At 61.0% G+C, this 20,272-nt stretch carries 13 protein-coding genes; 4 read left to right on the plus strand and 9 right to left on the minus strand.

The features are described 5' to 3' along the window. Positions 1-2: 2 nt before the first annotated feature. The gene (locus RDA78_RS28165; protein ID WP_434053053.1) at positions 3-908 is read right to left on the minus strand and encodes a tyrosine-type recombinase/integrase; all 906 of its coding nucleotides are present in this window, start codon (positions 906-908) and stop codon (positions 3-5) included. Between the two features lie 680 nt (positions 909-1,588). After that, positions 1,589-3,910 (minus strand): methyl-accepting chemotaxis protein, encoded by a 2,322-nt coding sequence (locus tag RDA78_RS28170; RefSeq protein WP_434053054.1) that lies wholly within the window; start codon positions 3,908-3,910, stop codon positions 1,589-1,591. Between the two features lie 308 nt (positions 3,911-4,218). Here RDA78_RS28170 and RDA78_RS28175 point away from each other — a divergent pair, with 308 nt between their 5' ends. Then, positions 4,219-6,270, plus strand: coding sequence for a DEAD/DEAH box helicase (locus RDA78_RS28175; protein ID WP_434053055.1), 2,052 nt, complete (start codon positions 4,219-4,221; stop codon positions 6,268-6,270). Between the two features lie 45 nt (positions 6,271-6,315). Beyond that, the gene (locus RDA78_RS28180) at positions 6,316-7,482 is read left to right on the plus strand and encodes a M24 family metallopeptidase (protein WP_434053056.1); all 1,167 of its coding nucleotides are present in this window, start codon (positions 6,316-6,318) and stop codon (positions 7,480-7,482) included. 18 nt (positions 7,483-7,500) lie between these two features. Here the strand turns inward: RDA78_RS28180 and RDA78_RS28185 are convergent, their stop codons facing one another. Together RDA78_RS28185 and RDA78_RS28190 are read right to left on the minus strand one after the other, a co-directional pair. Then, a complete protein-coding gene (locus RDA78_RS28185; protein WP_434053057.1) occupies positions 7,501-7,935 on the minus strand; it encodes a DUF4440 domain-containing protein in 435 nt (144 codons plus the stop codon). A gap of 39 nt (positions 7,936-7,974) precedes the next feature. Then, the gene (locus RDA78_RS28190; protein ID WP_434053058.1) at positions 7,975-9,000 is read right to left on the minus strand and encodes a ligase-associated DNA damage response exonuclease; all 1,026 of its coding nucleotides are present in this window, start codon (positions 8,998-9,000) and stop codon (positions 7,975-7,977) included. 120 nt (positions 9,001-9,120) lie between these two features. On the opposite strand from RDA78_RS28190, the gene RDA78_RS28195 reads away from it, so the two are divergent. Both RDA78_RS28195 and pdeM read left to right on the plus strand, forming a co-directional pair. Continuing rightward, a complete protein-coding gene (locus RDA78_RS28195; protein ID WP_434053059.1) occupies positions 9,121-11,625 on the plus strand; it encodes a ligase-associated DNA damage response DEXH box helicase in 2,505 nt (834 codons plus the stop codon). Beyond that, the gene (pdeM, locus tag RDA78_RS28200) at positions 11,622-12,359 is read left to right on the plus strand and encodes a ligase-associated DNA damage response endonuclease PdeM (RefSeq protein ID WP_434053060.1); all 738 of its coding nucleotides are present in this window, start codon (positions 11,622-11,624) and stop codon (positions 12,357-12,359) included. Before RDA78_RS28195 ends, pdeM begins: the two co-directional genes overlap by 4 nt. Positions 12,360-12,405: 46 nt before the next feature. On the opposite strand, the gene RDA78_RS28205 is transcribed toward pdeM, so the two are convergent. The 5 genes from RDA78_RS28205 to RDA78_RS28225 form a co-directional block, all read right to left on the minus strand. Continuing rightward, the gene (locus RDA78_RS28205; RefSeq protein WP_434053061.1) at positions 12,406-12,774 is read right to left on the minus strand and encodes a hypothetical protein; all 369 of its coding nucleotides are present in this window, start codon (positions 12,772-12,774) and stop codon (positions 12,406-12,408) included. A 242-nt stretch (positions 12,775-13,016) separates the two neighbouring features. After that, on the minus strand, positions 13,017-14,117 hold the full coding sequence (locus RDA78_RS28210; protein ID WP_434053062.1) for an AI-2E family transporter: 1,101 nt from the start codon (positions 14,115-14,117) through the stop codon (positions 13,017-13,019). A gap of 145 nt (positions 14,118-14,262) precedes the next feature. Further along, a complete protein-coding gene (locus RDA78_RS28215) occupies positions 14,263-15,048 on the minus strand; it encodes a TIGR02186 family protein (RefSeq protein WP_434053063.1) in 786 nt (261 codons plus the stop codon). Further along, complete coding sequence (locus RDA78_RS28220) at positions 15,045-15,974, minus strand: sulfite exporter TauE/SafE family protein (protein ID WP_434053064.1); 930 nt, start codon at positions 15,972-15,974, stop codon at positions 15,045-15,047. Before RDA78_RS28220 ends, RDA78_RS28215 begins: the two co-directional genes overlap by 4 nt. Positions 15,975-16,100: 126 nt before the next feature. Further along, positions 16,101-20,195, minus strand: a complete 4,095-nt coding sequence (locus RDA78_RS28225) for a peptidoglycan-binding protein (protein WP_434053065.1) — start codon at positions 20,193-20,195, stop codon at positions 16,101-16,103. Positions 20,196-20,272 lie beyond the last annotated feature (77 nt).

Consider the following 20,272-nt stretch of genomic DNA (forward strand, 5'->3'; position numbering starts at 1 on the left):
GTTCACTCGGGCGGCGTCTTGCCTTCCATCAGCGCCATCAGCCGATCGAGAGGCCCCGCAACCGCGTGGATCGTTCGGGTCGAGACCTTGGCGTAAAGGGCGGTTGTCTCAAGCTTGCTGTGTCCAAGCAGAACCTGGATGACCCTGATATCGGTGCCGTCCTCCAGAAGGTGTGTGGCGAAGCTGTGCCGTAATGTATGCGGGCTGACACGTTTGCGGAGGCCGGCGACCTCGGCCGCTTCCTGCACTGCGCGATGCAATTGCCGTGACGAGATCGGATCGGTGCAACTGCGTCCCGGAAACAGCCAGCCATGGGGCAGCATCACGCCGCGCCGCTTTCCTTCGCGCCACCATACACGCAAAAGCTCCAGGAGTTGCGGTGAGAGCATGGCGTTGCGGTCCTTGCGTCCCTTGCCCTGTTCGACGCGGATCAGCATGCGGGTCGAGTCGATATCGTCGACCTTGAGATGCGCGACCTCGGAGACGCGCAGGCCCGCGCCATAGGCAACACCGAGCGCTGCCTTGTATTTGATGCCCGGTGCCGCCTCGAGCAGTTGAGCGGCTTCCTCCACACTCAACACCTCGGGCAGCTTGCGCGGGTTGCGGGTGATCACCAGAGTTCGCGACAGATCCCGTCGGTTCAGCGTTACTGTGAACAGGAAGCGCAGCGCCGAAACCGTGCTGTTGATCGTCGCCGGACCTACGCCGGTCTCATGCTGGTGCAACTGGTAGTGCCGGATGTCCTCCGTGGTCGCGGTGTCGGGAGGACGCCCGAGGAAAGCGGCGAAGTTCCGGACGTGGCGAACGTAATCCTGCTGTGTATGGGAGCCCAGGCCCCGCATCACCATGTCTTGCTGCATGCGCTGGCGTAGCTGTGTGATCGGGGCTTCGGTCTGAAAGGTCGTCATGTTGAGTTCCTCCGGTTGAAAGGAACTCCATGCTCGGACCTTTGCCTCTACCTGCCCAGAGCCTCAGAGAAATCCACCAAACCGCGCCACGTGCACCCTCCCGCGAAGCGGGTTCGTGCTTGGGGCACGAAGCAGACATTCATGCCAAACGCACCAACCGTCATTAGGGGCTCTAAACCGTCGGTCGACCTAACCGACAAAATTGTTACGTCTGCAGGCAGATGAGACATTGAAGTATGGCTAGCCCGCGCGGTTCGAGGGAAAGCCTGTCCAGCAATTGGGAAAAAGCATGCATACGCCAGACATACCGGGAAAGACCTCAAGGGCAGGTCTTTCCCGGACCGGATACACTGCGGACCGGTTTGGAAAGTACTATCAAACTTATGCAGTTGAGAAAGCAGCATAATTCCTTGCGATGCCAAATCGGGATACAGGATTGTTTCCCCGATTTGTCGTCCCGGCTTGTCGCACGCGCGGCAAGACCGGGAACTCGTACGCTGTGTGGCTGAAACTAGAAGAAGGAGGAAAACAGGTGGTTACTGGGTTCCGGCCTTCCGCTGCGCTTCAGCCGGAATGACAAGATCAATGACTGGTGATTGCCTCTTGAGGTCGGCTTCGGATTGAACCGGACAGCAGTGGACCGGATATGGGTCTGGCCTGTTTCGCGAAACCGGCCCCCGTCAGGCCGCAACGTCATGCTGGTTTTCGACGGCGCGATACTGAAGGCCCAGCGTGTCGCCCCGCACCCACCTGACCTCCATCGGGAACGCGTCTCCATTGTCGTCAATATACGTGACAGCCAGGCCTATCGTCGCGCCTGCAAACGCCGTGACGCCGATGCCACCGTCAGAGCTGTTGACCAGAGAAGTCTCGAACTTTCGGCCATCATCGGTCACGAGCGTCACGCTCTGACCGGTTTCCTGTTTGCGCGAGGCCCGGCGCCGCTCCTCGACATCCTGTGTCATTTCCTCAAGGAAACCTTCGATACCCTGCGCCATCGTGTCGGCAACGCTCTTCACGTCGCCGGCAATGGTGTCGACCGTTTCCGCCTCGTTCGCCGTCGCCTGGATCGCACTGTCGACAGTCTCGGCGCTGTCGACCGCATTGCCTGTTTCCGTCGCCGCCATCGTTATGCTTTGCGAGATTTCCCGGGTCGCAACGCTCTGCTCCCCGACCGCTGTCGATATCGCACCGGTGACCTCGCTGATCATCTCGATTGACCCGGATATCCTGCGGATCGAGTCGACAGCTTCATCCGTCAGACCCTGAACAGAGGAGATCTGGTTGGAAATCTCCTCCGTGGCCTTCGCGGTCTGTGTCGAGAGCTCCTTGACCTCCGCCGCAACGACGGCAAAACCCTTGCCGGCTTCCCCGGCTCTTGCGGCTTCGATCGTTGCATTGAGCGCGAGGAGGTTGGTTTGCTCTGCGATCGCGCGGATCATCTCGACGACCGTACCGATCTTTTCGACAGCTTCGGCAAGACTTGAAACGTTGCTGTCCGTTCTGCTCGCAATCGCGGTTGCATTCTCAATGACACCATTTGCCCTCTCCGCCTGGTTCATGATCTCCTGGATCGCTGCCGACATCTCCTCGGCCGCTGCGGCGACCGTCTGCACGTTGTTGGAGGACGAAGTGGATGCATCGCGAGCCTGGCCTGCGGCCGATGACGCATCCTGCGAAATCGACCGGACGCGGGAAGCAATGTCGGTCATGGATGTGGTCTTGTCGTGGACCTCTCCCGTGACACTTTCCATCAACGCCTTGAACTTGTTGATCAGCTCTTCGACATGGTTTTGGCGCATGCGTTCGCGGTCACGTTCCTTGGCAGCCTCAGACTCCAGCACCTGTCGGACGCGTGCATTTTCCTGGAAGATCCCGCCAGCACGCGCGAGATCGCCAATGGCGTCTCGGCGGTCGGCGTATGGCATCTTGAAATCTGCGTCCCCCTTGGAAATCCTGACCAGGTTTGCCGTCAGGCTGGCCAGAAGACCATTGACGCTGCGCAGTTGCCAGATGCAGATGATGAGCGTGACGAGTACAACGCCGACCGTTTCCGCCATGACATACTGGAGATGGCTGTTCGCGGCGCCGGCCAGTTCCTGTGCACGTGTCTCTGCCGCTTTCAACATGCCGATCGACGCCTGGCGGATCAGGTTCAGACGTTCGGTTGCCTTGCCGAACCACACCGACCCTTCGATTCCCTGCCCATCCTTCGTTTCGGGCATGGTTCGCAGCACGGTGCGCCACTCCATGACCTGATCGACCACAGGTCCGGACACAAGTTCGTCAAAGGCTGCGATTTCCTCAGGCTTAGCGACGCTTCTGAAATTGTTCAGAAATGCTCCTTCGACCGAAAGGCGATCGAAATAGGCCAGGAACCGGTCATTCGGCACTTTGCCCGTTTTGCCGACCATGGTGAACAACTGTGCACCGATGGCGCGCTCAAGTCCCCCCGCTTCGATGGCCTCCGTCAAGAGAAGGAACGGGGTCATCTGTCCGGCGTATTCAGGATCGGCACTCGCATGCTGGGCTTCCTGAACGATCTTGATCAGGTCCCGGATCTTGCCCGAATAGAACGCGAGGTTTTGCTTGCCGCCCAACGTGGAGCCGTCGATGCCGGACCTGTGGGCGGCGACTTTGTCGAGCGCTTTCACGGCCGCGTGCACCTCGTCCTCAAGCTTGGTATTGCTGACCCGGAAACCTGCAACCGTGCGCCGAAGCTCTTCCAGCGCCGTGTCCGTCGCGCCGCGCTGCTTTGCCAACATCTGTCTTGGCGCGTCGGCATATCCCGACGCGAGCAACACCGCCGTCCGGCCGCGCTCCTTCTGCAACTCGTGGAGCACCGCTTCCGACTTTTCGGCAACGAGCGCGGTCGGATAGATTTCGGAGGCGATCTTGCTTTCGGTGTAGGCTTCGTTGAGCGCAATGAACGTCGCCACGACGTAAGCCAACAGCGGCACGATCGCCAGGAGGGCAATCTGCATGCGAATCGATTTCAGCATCGAACACTCCCATCACAACAACTCGCACACATTTGAGGGAGACCGGGTTAACAAATTTACAAACCAAAAGCTGAAAAAAAATATGTTACACGCATCATCGGTAATTTTGTCCGGTCAGTCATTCCGGTTGCAATCGCAGCCATTGTCACACCTTTCAAGTGTGCCAAAAAATACTTCATTGTCCTGATGTGGACTGCGCAACGTTTTGTCTATATAAGCCGCGCGAACCCTTGCCCGGCGCATGTCCGGGCCGATCCGGTAGACTGCTGATTGGGACGCAGATGATCCGGAGCAGTTGAAAGATCTCTATGACTGAATTGATGTCACTCGCCCCGGCCCTGTCGGCCGCGCTGGCGAAGCGGGGCTATGAAAGCCTCACCCCCGTCCAGGAAAGCGTCCTGAACGATGCCCCTCCAGATGCTGATCTGCTTGTCTCGGCACAGACCGGATCAGGCAAGACCGTGGCCTTCGGCCTTGCTCTTGCGCCAACGCTCCTGCAGGACGAATCCCATCTTGGAAAGGCAGCCGCGCCGATCGCGCTGGCCATCGCTCCGACGCGTGAGCTTGCGCTTCAGGTGAAGGAAGAACTGGCCTGGTTATACGAAGAAGCCGGTGCCGTCACCGCCTCCTGTGTCGGCGGCATGGATCCGCGCATGGAGCGCAGGCAGCTGGAGCGCGGCGCGCATATCGTTGTCGGCACCCCCGGCCGCCTCAGGGACCACATTGAACGTGGCGCGCTCGACCTGTCTGAAATCCGGGCCGTTGTGCTGGACGAAGCGGACGAGATGCTCGACATGGGCTTCCGCGAAGATCTGGAATTCATTCTCGACGCTGCCCCGCGCGAGCGGCGCACGCTGATGTTCTCCGCGACCGTGCCGAAGCCGATCGCGGAACTCGCCAAAAGGTTCCAGAAGGACGCGGTGCGTCTGTCCACCGTCAACGCCCGGGAGCAGCATGGCGATATCGACTATGTCGCCCATCCCGTTGCGCCCAACGAGCGCGAAAACGCACTCATCAATGTGCTCAGGCTGCACGAAGCGGAAAAGGCGATTGTCTTCTGTTCGACGCGTGAAGCCGTCAGCCGGTTGACCTCGCGCCTCGCCAACCGGGGCTTCTCGATCGTTTCCCTGTCCGGTGAACTCAGCCAGGAGCAGCGCTCCAGCGCGCTTGCGGCCATGAAGGACGGCCGTGCGCGGGTCTGTGTCGCAACCGACGTTGCTGCACGCGGGATCGATCTTCCGAACCTGGATCTTGTCATCCACGCCGATCTTCCCACCGGCAAGGCGGCCCTTCTGCACAGGTCCGGGCGGACCGGACGCGCAGGACGCAAGGGCACCTGCGTTCTGATGGTTCCCTTTCCCCGCCGCCGTCAGGCCGAGCGGGTGCTTCATTTCGCAGGCATCAAGGCGACATGGCTTGGCGCACCAACCGCCGACCAGATCCGTGCCAAGGACAAGGAACGCCTGTTGGCGGACCCCGCGCTGTCGGTGGAACTCGAAGACGAGGAGCGCGCGATGGCGATGGAACTCCTTGCCCTTCACAGTCCCGAGCAACTGGCAGCAGCTTTCGTCAAATTGCGGCAATCCCGCATGCCGGCGCCCGAGGACATCACGGCGCTGGATGAAACCTCGCTGAAGGGACGTGACGCCGGATCGCGCGGCGGCCGCAATGCCGAGATCACCGGAAAGTTTGAAGATGGCGTCTGGTTTTCGCTGTCACTCGGACATCGTCAGCGGGCGGAGCCGCGCTGGATCCTTCCGCTGATCTGCCGCGCCGGGCATGTGACCAAAAAGGAAGTCGGTGCGATCAAGATCTTTCAGAACCAGCTCTACTTCGAGATCGCCGGAAGTCACGGCCAACGTTTTGCCGATGTCATCAAGCGCGACGGGTCGGGTGAAGACAATGTCACGATCACGCTTCTTGATGCCCGCGGCGGCAAGGTTCCGGCAGCTCCAAAGGAAGACGGCTACCGGAAGGACCGGGGTGGGGCGCCCAAGCGACGGCCACGCGGAGCGGACGCACCCGACTACGAAAGCATGGGGCGCGAGGACACGAGGAAGCCCGGCCGCTCACGGCCGGGGCCAAAAAAAGACTTCGACGCACCGCGCGGGAAAAAGCGCCGCCGCGGCAATGACGAGGCCGCACCGCACCATCCAGCCTATGAGCCTCTCGACATGAAGGCTCTTGCCGGAAATGCGGACGACGGCGCCGCTCCGCAACGGCGATCCGCCAAAGACGGCGATGACCGTCGCAAGCCGAAGTCCCGTGCCGCGTCGAAAGATACAGGTGCGAAGAAGAAGAGCGCGAAGAAAAACAAACCCTCGCGCGCGGCCAGGAAAGCGGCAAAGGCGAAGAATTAAGAGAAATATCCTCTTGCCGTACCCCTGGGAAGGGAGGCTACTGCCGTGGAATTCGATCGCGCCGCCCTTGTCAGGCAAACGCACCAGCGCCTGTTGAGAGTGATGAAGGCACGCGACGTTCCGGCTCTCCTGACGTCCGATCCGATCAATATCCTTTACGCGACCGGCGCCCGGAACATGACGGTCTTCAGCCATATGGGGCCCTTCCGCTTTGTGCTGGTCCTGGCGTGCGGTGCAACTTACCTGTGGGAGTTCGCCGGCTGCGAGCACCTGCAGCAAAACAATCCCGTTGTGACCGAAATCCGACCGGCCCCCGGCATAACCGCCCTTGCCGGCAGAGGATATGTGCCAGAAATTACGCGTTTTGTCGGGGATCTGATCTCCATCATCGGCAGCGAGCGCGTTCTGGCGATCGAGGGGTTTGGAGTTCCTGTCACGGACCGAATGCGCAGTGCCGGACTTGAACTGCTCGATGGAACAGACGTATTTTCCGCTGCCCGGCTCATCAAGCAACCGACGGAAGTTGCTGTCATGCGCGAAGCGGTTGATCGCGTCCAGGCCGCGGCAGGCTCGCTGGAAGCGGCGATTGCTCCGGGCGCCAGCGAGGTTGAGGTCTGGTCCGAATTTCACCGTCACCTGATCGCGACGGAGGGGGAATACATCTCCACGCGGCTGTTTCAGTCGGGCTCCAGAACCTTTCCCTATTTCCAGGAAGCCGGGGCCCGGCGCATGGAGACCGGCGATCTCGTCTGTTTCGACACCGACGCCCTCGGATATCTGCACTATGCAGTGGACTTTTCCCGCACTTTCCTGTGTGGAGACCTGCCCGCCGCCGGGAAACAACGTGACCTCTACCGCCTCGCCCACGAGCAACTCTCGCACAATGCCGCGCTCCTGGGACCGGGCGTCAGCTACGAAGACTTCGCCCGCGCGGCCTGGCCGGTCCCGGCCGAAAATCGCGGATATGGCTATTACTGCCTGGGGCACGGCCTCGGACTATGCGGTGAATTTCCCTACATCCCCCACTTTTTCGACGATGTCCCCTACGCCTTCGAGGGACAGTTCGAACCGGGCATGGTGATCTGCATCGAGAGTTACATCGGAGAAGAAGCGGCGCAGGAAGGTGTGAAGCTCGAAGATCAGTTCCTGATCGCGGATGACGGTGTGGAGCGCATGACCACCTACCCGTTTTGCAAGGCGTTGCTGTCCTGACGCTTCACAGTTCGATGTTCACTCATTGACGATCGCCGCAATGACCCAGTCGACGCCGTCCTGGATCAGCTGATAATGACATGTGAATTCGAGCACCGTCTCGCCGTCCGCGCTTTCCTGCGACCAGTCGAGGGTCACGAGCGCGGAAGATCCGCTGACATGGCTTGAAACGACTTGAAAGTCTGAGTGGGTGACGCCTTCCTTTTCCAGTGCTTTCAGGAGCGCTTCCACATTCTCGATCAGTTCTTCATCATCGGCGAAGACATGACCTTTTTCATGCTGCCAGATAACGGCGGGCAAGGCGAAACAGTCGCAGATCCGGTCGATGTCATAATCGTTGAAACCGGCCTGGTAGTCGTCGAAGAGCTGGGCAATCGCCTCTTCCGCGCCCTCGTTCGAACCTGCCCCGTTTGCATGACCGTTGCCGGCGTTTTCCACACCACCGTTGTCCATATGACCGCCTCCCTCAGGATCCGGACGGTTACTCCGAGGTCAGTTTGCCCCTGAGACCTCGACGCCGTCGGCATCCTCGCCATCGTCATACCCTATCATATTGAGCGGACGTGCCTTTCGTCCATTCAATTCGCACCAGTGCACGAGTGCTTCCTCTGCTCCGTGCGTGACCCAGATCTGCTCGGCCTCCGTCTCAAGTATCGTCCGGCATAGATCGTCCCAATCGGCGTGATCCGACAGAATGAGCGGCAGTTCCGCACCGCGCTGGCGCGCCCGCGCGCGTACCCGCATCCAGCCGGATGCCATGGCCGCGACCGGATCGCCGAAACGCCGCGCCCACCTGTCGTTCAATTGCCCCGGCGGACACAGAACAATTTCGCCTTTCAGTTCCTTGCCGCGTTTGCCGACCAGCTCCAGAGCTCCAAGGTCGACACCCTCGGACTGATAGTAGGCCGAGAGCCTCTCCAATGCGCCATGGAGATAGATCACCCTGCCGTAGCCGGCTGCGCGCAATTCGCCGATGACGCGCTGCGCTTTCCCCAGCGCGTAAGCGCCGACGAGATGCGTCTGCTCGGGAAAAAGATCCACCGATGACAGAAGTTTCGCAATTTCCTGGCCGGCCGGCGGATGGCGGAAAACGGGAAGCCCGAAGGTTGCCTCCGTAACGAAGGTGTCGCATTTGACCAGTTCAAAGGACGCACAGGTCGGATCGTCCTGGCGTTTGTAGTCGCCCGACACCACTGTTCTGCGGCCGGATTTCTCCAGGAGAATCTGTGCCGAGCCGAGAACATGACCGGCCGGATGCAGGGATACATCGGCACTGCCCACCTTGATAATCTCGCCGCAGCCGATGGCCTGAGCGGTGCCGCAGAAGTTTTCTCCGTAGCGGATAGACATGATGTCGAGCGTTTGCCGTGTTGCCAGAACCGCACCGTGCCCCGCGCGGGCGTGGTCGGCGTGTCCGTGGGTGACGATGGCCTTTTCGACCGGCCGGACCGGGTCGATATGGGCACCGGCTGCGGGCGAATAGAGGCCTTCGGGCGTTATCGTGAGGAGTTCTGACATTAGGGCATTAGTTCGCGGATTGGCCGCATATTCAAGTGGCTGGGACACCAAAGAACACAAAGTGAACATTTTTGACCGCTCCCTCTCGCCTTTTCCGGGCCGCTATCCTAAAACTGCCTCATGGACGTTGCGCTGCTACCCAATCGATTTCAGAGCTGGTTTGCTTCCCGGGGCTGGGCCCCGAGGCCACATCAGCTGCAGCTGATCGATCACTTGGCGCAGGGACATTCGACACTGCTGATCGCGCCGACCGGTGCCGGCAAGACGCTGGCCGGGTTCCTGCCCAGCCTCGTGGAACTCGAGCTGCGGGGCAAGGTGAAACCCGGCCAGGCCGGCGGGGGCGTGCACACGCTTTATATTTCCCCCTTGAAGGCCCTGGCCGTCGATATCGCCCGGAACCTGGAAGCTCCTGTCGCCGAAATGGGGCTTCCGATCAGGCTGGAAACCCGCACCGGCGACACGCCGTCGCACAAACGGCAGCGGCAGAAACTCAACCCGCCGGATATTCTGCTGACGACGCCCGAGCAGATTGCGCTGCTGTTGTCCGATCCTGCGTCAACGCGGTTGTTCGCTTCTCTGAAAACTGTGATCCTGGACGAGCTTCATGCATTGGTTACCTCCAAGCGCGGTGACCTGCTGTCCCTTGGCCTTGCGCGCCTGCGCCGCATCGCGCCGCGGCTCAGAACCATCGGACTGTCTGCGACCGTCGCCAAACCGGACGACCTGCGCGCCTATCTGGTCGACCAGCCTGACGTCACCAGGAAAACGCTGTCGCACGTGGTTGAAGTCTCCGGCGGTGCCATGCCGGAGATTTCCATTCTCGATTCCGAGCAGAGGCTGCCATGGTCCGGTCATTCCTCCCGCTACGCGATCGGTGACATCTATGAGCTGATCAAGGCGCACAACGTCTCGCTTCTCTTCGTGAACACGCGCAGTCAGGCGGAAATGGTGTTTCAGGAACTCTGGCGCATCAACGAGGACACGCTGCCGATCGCCCTTCACCACGGTTCGCTCGATGTCGGACAACGGCGCAAGGTGGAGGCGGCAATGTCATCCGGTTCGCTGCGCGCCGTCGTTGCGACCTCCTCTCTCGACATGGGGATCGACTGGGGCGATATCGATCTTGTCGTCAATATCGGCGCACCCAAAGGAGCGAGCCGGCTGGCGCAGCGGATCGGCCGGGCCAATCACCGCATGGACGAGCCCTCCAAGGCCGTCCTGATCCCCTCCAACAGGTTCGAAGTGCTGGAATGCCAGGCGGCACTTGCCGCCTCAAAACGCGGCGATCAGGACACCCCGCCGCTGCGCAAGGGTGCGCTTGACGTGCTGGCGCAGCATGTCATGGGCCTTGCCTGCGCCGAGCCGCTCGATCTGACAGCGACTTTCGATGAAATCCGCTCCAGCGAAACCTACAGGTATCTCGACTGGGAAACCTTCGAGCGCGTCGTCGACTTCGTCGCGACGGGCGGATATGCGCTGAAGAGCTATGACCAGTACGCCAAACTGAAAAAGGGCAAGGACGGTCTCTGGCGGATCTCGCATCCCAAGCTCGCCCAGCAGTACCGGCTGAATGTCGGCACGATCGTGGAAGCCCCGAAACTCAAGGTGCGTCTGGTCCGGTCCAAGGCGGACGGGCGGCGCACCCCGGTTGGGCGCGGCGGCCGCATCCTGGGAGAAATCGAAGAATACTTCGTCGACCAGATGGTGCCTGGCGACACGTTCCTCTTTGGCGGCGAGGTCGTCCGTTTCGAGGCCATCCGCGAGAACGAAACCTATGTCTCGAGGGCCAAGACCGACAACCCGATGATCCCGTCCTACATGGGCGGAAAGTTTCCACTTTCCACATACCTTGCAGACGGTGTGCGCGCGATGCTCGCCAATCCCAAAAGCTGGAAACACCTACCGGTCCAGGTCCGGGATTGGCTGGAAATCCAGAAGGCGAAATCGGTGCTGCCCGCGCGCGACGGTCTGCTCGTCGAGACATTTCCGCGGTCCAACAAGCACTATATGGTCTGCTATCCCTTCGAAGGGCGCCTGGCGCACCAGACACTCGGCATGCTGCTCACCAAGCGTCTGGAGCGTCTTGGCGCACGGCCGATGGGATTTGTTGCCACCGACTATGCGCTGTCGGTCTGGGGACTCGGCGATCTGTCATTGCTGTTCTCGAGCGGACGCATATCGCTGGACGCACTCTTCGAAGAAGACATTCTGGGCGACGATCTTGATGCCTGGCTGGCGGAATCCAGCCTGATGAAGCGCACGTTCCGGAACTGTGCCGTCATCGCCGGGCTGATAGAGCGCCGGCACCCGGGCCAGGAAAAAACCGGGCGTCAGGTTACGGTTTCCTCGGACCTGATCTACGACGTTCTGCGCACGCATGAACCGGATCACATCCTGCTCAAGGCCACTTGGGCAGACGCCGCAGAAGGACTTCTGGATATCTCGCGGCTGGGTGAACTTCTTGCACGCGTTCGTGGCAGAATCACGCATAGTGTCCTCACGCGCGTTTCTCCACTTGCGGTGCCGATCCTCCTGGAAATAGGCAAGGAACCGGTCTATGGCGAGGCGATAGACTCGCTGCTTGAAGACGCGGCGGATGATCTCGTTCAGGAGGCAATGGCATGAATGTTCTGACATCCCATCTGCGCAAATACGAGACTGCGCCGGTGTGTCATGACATCCAGGTCAACGGGCAACTGGTCGGCCTGCATGACAGCGGTGTTCTGTGGTGGCCGGAGGAATCTCTCCTGGTCGTTGCCGACCTTCATCTTGAGAAAGGCTCCAGTTATGCGCGCCGCGGCGTCATGCTGCCGCCCTATGATACCGGCGCGACACTGGAAAAGCTCGCAGGGGTCATGGACGCGTTCGATCCGGCCCGCATCATCTGTCTTGGCGACAGTTTCCACGATGCGGACGGGTCCGACAGATTGCCCGCTCCCTACCGGGCCATGCTCACGACGCTCCAGCTCGGCCGCGAGTGGATCTGGGTGACGGGCAACCATGATCCGGTCGCGCCCGTGCGTCTTTGCGGGGAGACGGTGGATGAAATATCCGTCGGGCCGCTCAAATTCCGGCACGAACCGGTCGAGGAAATCGGCACGGATGGTACGGCCGGAGAGATCTGCGGGCACCTTCACCCGGTCGCGCGAGTGCGCCGTTTCGGACGGTCCATCCGCCGCGCCTGCTTCATCACCGATGGAACCCGCCTGGTGCTTCCGGCCTTCGGTGCGCTGACAGGTGGTCTCAACGTCGCCGACCGCGCCTATTCAACGCTCTTCACCCGGCGCCAGTTTTCGGTGTTCATGCTGGGCAACGACCGGCTCTATCCTTTCACGGCAAGCCGCCTGGTCGGGGACTAACCCGGCAGTTCACCAAGGCTGCCGCAGGCGTTGACGGCACAACCCGTCATTCGTCGGCCGTGTTCACCAGGGGCAGGTAGTAGAACGCCCGGCCGTTCTCACGCAGGCGCTTCATCAAAACGATTTCCTCACCAACGGCAGGAAACCCCTTGTTCCGTGTCCGCACCGTGACCTCCTTGCCGTCCTCCAGTTGAACACGCAAGGTCGTGCGGATGGACCCGTCGTCCCGATAGTCGCTGGAATGATGCAGAAGCACACCGGTGATGGGTTCGCCGCCATGATTGCCGACACCGCTCTGCGACACCATGATCGTGCTTATTCCGACGGCCAGCGGTATGCCGACCATCGCAATCAGCAGCGCCGTCCGTGCGCGTTCCATCCACATCAGACGGTTCAGCTTCCTGTTCACACTCAAGCGCCGTTCCTGCCCGCGTCAAGATCCCGCAAGGTGTCGCGATGCAACACCGGTCACGATTTGAGGTGGTGGTTCTGTTCGCATTTACAAGCGGTCACCCGGACTGTACGCACTGACCGTGCACGTGACGAGAATCCATCGTTCGCTGTTCTGCCCCCTCACCCGGAGCTGCGCTCCGACCTCTCCCCGGGAGAGAGGTAACCTTGCGTCGCAGGGCGACAGGTGCTTGGGAAAGCTGTCGCCTAGTCTTCCTCGCCCACCTTCACCCATGCGGTGACCAGTTCATAGAATACCGCCAGCACAACCGGGCCGAGGAACAGGCCAAGCAGGCCGTGGGTGATGGTGCCGCCGAGGACACCGATGAGGATGACCAGCATCGGGACGTCGAGGCCGCGGGACATCAGGATCGGGCGCAGGACGTTGTCGACCAGCATCACCGGCACGATCAGGATCGTGAAGGCGAGTGCGGGAACGAATTCCCAGGAGCTCCACGCCCAGATGATGGTCGGGATGATCACCAGCGCCGGGCCAATCTGGATGATGCACAGGATGAGGGCGATGAAGGTCAGGACGCCTGCGAGGGGTACGTTGAACGCAATCAGCAGGATACCGGTCAGAAGACCCTGGATCACCGCAACGCCGATTACGCCGCGCGAGACGTTGCGGATGGTCGCGCCGGCGAGGTCGACGAACTCGGAGCCGCGGGGAGCCATGATCCGGTCCGCGAAACGCTTGGCGCCCCTGCCGAGCGCGGGACCCGGCACGAACAGGCAACCGGCGAGAATGATGGAGACAATGAAGAACAGAACGCTCCCGCTCAGCGATGCGAGCATGGACAGGATCCGCCCGCCAGCCGGCACAAGCATCGGCCCGATTTTGGTGAAAAACAACTCCAAGCTTCGGCTGGCAAGGCCCCAGAGTTCGGCGATGCGGTCACCGATGACGGGGAGCGCCGCCAGTTTGTCCGGCAGCGGCGGCAGGGTGAGCCCCTCCCCGGTAATGCCGTGGAACCAGCCGCTGAGCGTTTCGACCAGACTGACGACGAGCACCGCAACCGGGCCGATGACGATCGCAAGGCACAGCAAGGTAATCAGGATCGCGGAAATCACCTTGCGCCCACCCAGCTTCCCGGAAAGCCAGTCATGGGCCGGGTAAAGCGCCACGGTCAGAACGACCGCCCAGAGCAGGAACAGAAAGAACGGCGCGATGAGCTGCAGCGAGAAATAGGCAAAAAGGCCGAGAACGCCCAGGCGAATGGCGATATCAATCACCTTCGCATCGAGGGTCGGCTCGCGCGTGCCTGCTTTGCCGCCCGCCGGTTCGGGAGAAGACTGATCAGTCATGATGCCCCACCTTGTGATTCCATGGTCGTGCCACTTCATCACAATAACGGCAGGGTGTGCGAGCACCAGATGATAATACCTGCAGGCGCAGTTCCGGCATGGACATGGCGCGACGGCCCACCGGTCATGCATCCGCAGCCGGCAATCAGTCCTTCCTGAAGATCACGCCCGCGAGCCAGCCGGTGAATATCGCCAGGATCACGGCCAGAACGCCGTAGACAAGCGGGTAATTCTGCGCAAGTTCGAAGGTCACCTGTTCGAAACCGATTTTCGCCACCGCGAGGATCTGCTGCGTCTCCGAGACAAGCTCTCCCTGGTTGAAGAGGTAGCTTTTCACGGTGTAGTCGCCGACCGGTATGTTTGCCGGCAGCGGTATTTTCGTGCGGAACATGGTATCGGTCAGGAACTCGATCGACGTTTCCCGTTCCGAGTAAAGACCCGTTTCCTGACGCAAGCGCACAAACGCCCGGCGGAAGTCGTCGCGATCCGACAACGCCACGTTCGAGACGCCCGAAACCGCCAGATTGATGTGGTTGAGACCTATACTGTACTCATCGAGCACATTCCGGTGCGCGATTTCGCCTATGTCGGCGGTGCTCGCGACGGCATAGAACGAAGGAACGTTCTGGAAGCGCTCTGCTTCCCGGTTGACCCAGACGCCCAGAAACCGTCCCTTGCGCCGGGTGGTTATGTCCTGCGGCGGACCTTCAACCACGATCGCGAGCTGAAAATCGTCCGCTTCTCCGGAGCTGTCCCGAATATGGCTCGCCTGGCCGAAGATGACGATCTCGGTTCCGGTGAAGTTTGACTGGATCGACACCATGTCGGAGGAAAGCGCCGTGACAAGGTCCTTCGAGCGGTCATCCTCCTGCGCGAGGCCTGCCGAGAGACCGGCGAAAGCGAACAGGATGGCAAGCAGAGACCGGATCATACTCCCGCTCCCTTGCGAATGGCGATCGAGTATAGATCATCGGGAATAAGCAGCAGATCGACGGCAAAGCGCAGCCCGACACCGAGCACCAGAAGCGCCAGCAACAGGCGCAGCTGATCGCCGCGCAGGTTCTGCCCCATGCGCGCCCCGAACTGGGCTCCGATCACACCACCGATCATCAGGGTCATCGCCAGAACGATATCGACGGTCTTGGTGCCCATGGCGTGGAAAATCGTCGCCGCCGCCATCGTGAACAGAATCTGGAACAGGGATGTTCCAATGACGATATTTGTCGGTACCCGGAGAAGATAGATCAGCGCGGGAACCATCATGAAGCCGCCGCCAATCCCCAGAATCGTGCCCAGAAAACCGATAATCGCGCCCAGCCCGACCACGGGGATGACGCTGACATAGAGCTTGGACTGCCTGAACCGCACCTTGAGCGGCAAGCCGTGGATCCAGTTATGCTGACCCGGTTTGCGTGCAGAAGGCGCCGCGCCCGATTTCCGCCGCCGGATCGCCCGGATGGACTCGACCAGCATCAGCCCGCCGATTGCGCCCAGAAAGGTGACATAGGACAGGGAAATCACAAGGTCCAGCTGCCCGACCGATTGCAGCACGTCGAACAATATGACGCCTATGAGCGATCCGAAGACACCGCCCGCCAACAATATCGATGCAAGCTTCAGGTCAATCGCCTTTCGCCGCCAGTAGGTCACCACGGCGGACGCGGACGAGGCGACAACCTGCGTCGTGACGGTCGCAACGGAGACCGCCGGAGGAATGCCGGAAAAGATCAGCAAGGGCGTCAGCAGAAATCCGCCGCCAATCCCGAACAGTCCTGACAGAAAACCCACGGCACCGCCCATGGCAAATATCACGAAGATATTGACCGGAATTTCGGCTATGGGCAGATATAGTTGCACTGGGTTACGCCGGAACAGGATGCAGACGGGGCTGCAGGAACAATAGACTAAACTGGTTAAAAACCCGTGCCGGTCGATGTGTCAACCAACCAGCATCTCACTTTGGTTCGGAAATCCCGAAAATCGTCAGATTGCCTGACTTTTGAGCTCATCAATCAGCTTGGCGTCGACCTCGCCGGTTTCCGGCATGCCGATGCTGCGCTGGAATGCCCGGATGGCGCTGCGCGTGCGCGGGCCCATCTGTCCGTCCGGTGTGCCCGTGTCGAAGCCGAGATAATTCAGCTTGTCCTGGGCTTCGCGGATCATGTCGACATCCCCGGTCTGCGCCGGAGCAGATACGTTTGCGGCAGGCAAGGAGGACTGTTCCGCCCATGACGGCTCCAGTGTCACCTTGTTCGCCGCCGGATCCGCGTCCTTGAGCTTGAAGCTTTCCACAGCGAGGCGCGCATTCGCCAGCGTCTGCTGATCCATCATGTTGGCAACATCATCGCGGCGCTTCGCAGCCTCCGGGTCTCCCTTGTCGGCGGCAATTGCGAACCACTTGTAGCTTGCCACCAGATCCTTATCGACACCAATGCCACCGGCATAGAGAATGCCAAGGTTGAAGAGGCTGTCCTTAACACCGTAATTGGCCGCGGATTCAAACCACATCGCCGCCTTGGCATAGTCAGGCTCTTCGCCGCCGCCCTCCGCATAGAGAACCGCGAGATTGTGCATTGCCTTGGCGTTGCCGGCTTGGGCTGCCTGCGAATACCAGGCTCTTGCCTTGGCCATGTCCTTTTCAACGCCGCGCCCTTTTTCATAGAGGCTGGCGAGCCGGTACTGGGCGGGCGGAAGGCCCTTGTTGGCCGCCTTCTGATACCAGACGGCTGCTTTTTCCAGATCGGGCGGTATACCATCGCCTTCGGTATATTTTACGCCGACAAGGAACTCGGCAGCCGGGTTGCCACTCGCCGCAGCGCTGCGCAGCGCCATCGGGCCGACAGCTTCCGGCGGCAGGTTGGCAAGAAGAGAAGACGAATCGAGAGTTTGCGTCCCGGACCCCGGCGCACGTTCTGCCGGATCGGAGACCGGGTTGTCACCAAAGCTGCTTGTAACACCTGCAGGAGGGGCGAAGGCGGCCGCAGCTTCCGGCACGTCCTCAGCCGTAGCGGGAGTCGCCTGCACGCTTTGCGACGCGACGAGCGGCTCGCTCTGACGAACCGGTTCCGGTGACTTTGCGGGAGCTGCCTCGGCAACCACAGGGATTTCGTCAGTTTTTCCACCGGGCGCGTTTGCAACGACGCCGGCCTCAGCCGGTATGGCCTCGGCAGGTGGAGAGGGTGCCTCCTCAGGCAAGACTGCAGCAACGTCTGCTTTTTGCACCGGCGGATTTTGCGTCGCGGAGGCAACCGGTGCGGTTTCGGCAACACTGGTTGTTTCCGGCCCGGCGGAAGCGACATTTTCCTGTTCAGGCGAACCGGAGACAAAGCGGTAGGCTGTCAAGGTTCCGAGCGCAAGAACCACGGCGACGGCGGCAAGCAAAATAGCCTTGCGCCGGCTACCGCCGCGTTCCTTGATTTCCGGCGCAGGGCGGTCGCCCGGCAACACGGGCGGCTGATCGGTCTCGGAGTGGCCGCTGGTGAAATCGTCCTCGCTGAGTTCCAGGTCATCCGCCGTCTCGTGTGCATCGTCCTCGGCCTTGGACGCGGTGTCACGTTTGAGGACGTTACGCAGCCAACCGACGCGTGCCTTGCCGCGTCCCTCATCTGCTGCCTCAACACCGGAATTAGCGGATTTCGACTTCTCAAGCTTGGCCGCTTCGGCCGACGCGGCCTGCGCTGCCCTGCGCGCAGCGGCGATGAAGTCGGCTTTACGGTCCCTTGTCCTGTCTTCCGGCTGTGTATCAACTGAGCGCTCCTCGCCCGCGCCGACTTCGGGCGTCTCCTTGCTGATACGTGCAGCCTGGGTGAACGGGAACGTTTCGTGTTCGCTCATGGCCGGCGCCACGGGCCGCGTGATGCCAGGCATGACGGGCGTACCGGCAGGCACGTCGGCAACGGGCGCGCGTGCTTCCGAGCGCTCCAGACTGTCGAGCCGGTCGGTCAGTGAGCCCAGAACTGACTTGACGCTTTCGAAGGTCTTCCTGTTGCGCTGCTCACCGCCTTCGGCGGCATCGACCAAGCGTTTCAGGTCTCCCTGGAGCGCAGAGATGGTCTCGTCATACTGGGGGACCTGCGGCTGGGGCGCGTTTGCCACTGCGTCGAAAGCCGCCTTTCGGGCGATGTCCGTGACATCCGATCGGGTCTGCTCCAGTCCGCGTTCAATTCGTTCAAGCACGGGGGCGACCTGGTCAAGGCCCGGGGCTTCGGAAGAACTGGTCTCGATCTGCGCCGCAAGCGCCGCGACTTTTTCACCCAGCAGTTCAAAGCGATCATCGTCGGTCACGTCCGCATTCTTCGAGACGAGTTGCGCAAGATCCGCAATCCTGGCTTCAAGAGATTCCGTGGACGACGGCAATGATACGCTTTCGCGCATCGAACCGATTTCTTCGCGCAATTTGTCCAGATCTGACGACGTGACCGTGTCCTTGGGTTCGTCGAGACGCGCCGACAGGTCAGTCAGCCGCTCCTGCAATTGCGCCAGAAACTCCGTATCCGGCCCGGCAAGTGCCCGAAGCGCTTCCGGATCAAAGGCCGGTGCGGGCCGTGAGGCTTCCGTTTCGATCGCGTCGATCTTTCCGGCGATATTTTCCAGACGCTCTTCAAGAGCCTGGAAAGCGCCGCTGTCTGCGGAGGGCAATGGTGCGGACTGTTCCATCCGTTCCAGTCTGTCGACGATTTCGTCCAGACGTTTGTCGACCTGCGACAGATGTTCGAGATCCGGGGCAGTTGCCTTGTCGTCCGCCATCATTCCGGCGATGTCTTCAAGGCGGCCCTGCAGCCTGGCAATCGTCTCCGGCTGCGGCATGCGCTCTTCCATCGCCGACAGCCGTGCGTCAAGGCCGCGCTGCTCGCGTGCCAGCACTTCCAGGTCATCCAGTCGGCCGGAGACAAACTTCATCCGGTCGTCTATGCCTTCCACGAGACCCTTGATGTCGATCTGCTCGACGTAGCCGCGGACTTCCCGCAGTTCGGCGCGCAGAGGTTCAATTTCGACCTGCGGCTCTCGCTGAAGGAGCTCCTCCAGACGCTCTGCAATGTTCGCTATCCTGTCTTCCAGCACCATGAGGTGCTCTGACTGCGGCAGCGTGGAAAATGCGTCCTCGATTTCATTCAATCGCGCCGTTACGCCCCTGAGGACGCGCGGGTCCAGTGACGCGCGGGACAATTCGTCGAGACGCTGCAGAATGTGGGAATAGCCATGTTCAAGCGTCTGCAGCGCACCTTCCACGTTTGTGCGCCCGACCATGGACTTCAGATCCGCGACCTCCTTGCGGATTTCAACGGCGAACTGTTCCCCGCGCTTGTCTGCACGCAAACGCTCCACCATATCCGCCAGCCGGCGCAGTTCCGCATTCTGCCGGCCAACAGTTTCGCTGGTCCCCCGAGAAATGCCGCCAAGAGCCTCACGCAGAGATCCAAGCTCTTCCCGGACCTGATTGAACGCCTTTTCCTGCGGAGCGCGAAGCGCATCGATACGCCGGCCAAGGTCCTTGTAGATGTGAAGCGAAGCATCGTTGTGCGCGTAAGACGACTGACTCCTGGAAAGTCGAGAAGCAAAAGCATCGTCGTCGAAGTCCGGGGAAGGCTCCGGAGCCTGATATCCTGTCAGGCTGTTGTGGTAGTCGTGATCTTCCAACGCGTCCATGGCGTAGCGTCCCGCCTGTGGATAGGCGCGCGAAGACGGCAGTTCGCCATAGTCCTGCGCATGCGACGCGTTCGCGAGCCCCTGAACCTGCTCGTCAAGGCGATCGAGCGCGCCCATGACGTCGTCCATGCCGGATGCGTGAGGGGCAGCATTTCTTGAAGAAGCGGGCCTCTGCGGCCTTGCAGCGCGTTTAGAACGGCCGGCACCGGCGCCGCCGCGCTCGGACAACATGCGGTCAAGTTCGTCGGCGACCGCGTTCAGATCGTCGTCACGGCCGCGGGAAGGATGCCCCCCGCCAAGAGCTGTCGCGGTCTGCGTCAGTCGCTCGATGCGCTCGTGCGCTGGCTCCCTGCCCGTCGTTCTGTAGTAGTCGTCGCTTTCATACGCATCACGGCCGCGGCGTCCTGCCTCGTGTTTATTCCAAGCCGGCATATCTCAACCCTGGACTGACGGTCACCGTGACCGCGGTTTGAGCGGACTACCATTCGTTTCCGTCAATAAACGGACGA

The organism is Roseibium sp. (genome assembly GCF_051016195.1).
In the GTDB taxonomy this organism is placed as follows: Bacteria; Pseudomonadota; Alphaproteobacteria; order Rhizobiales; family Stappiaceae; genus Roseibium.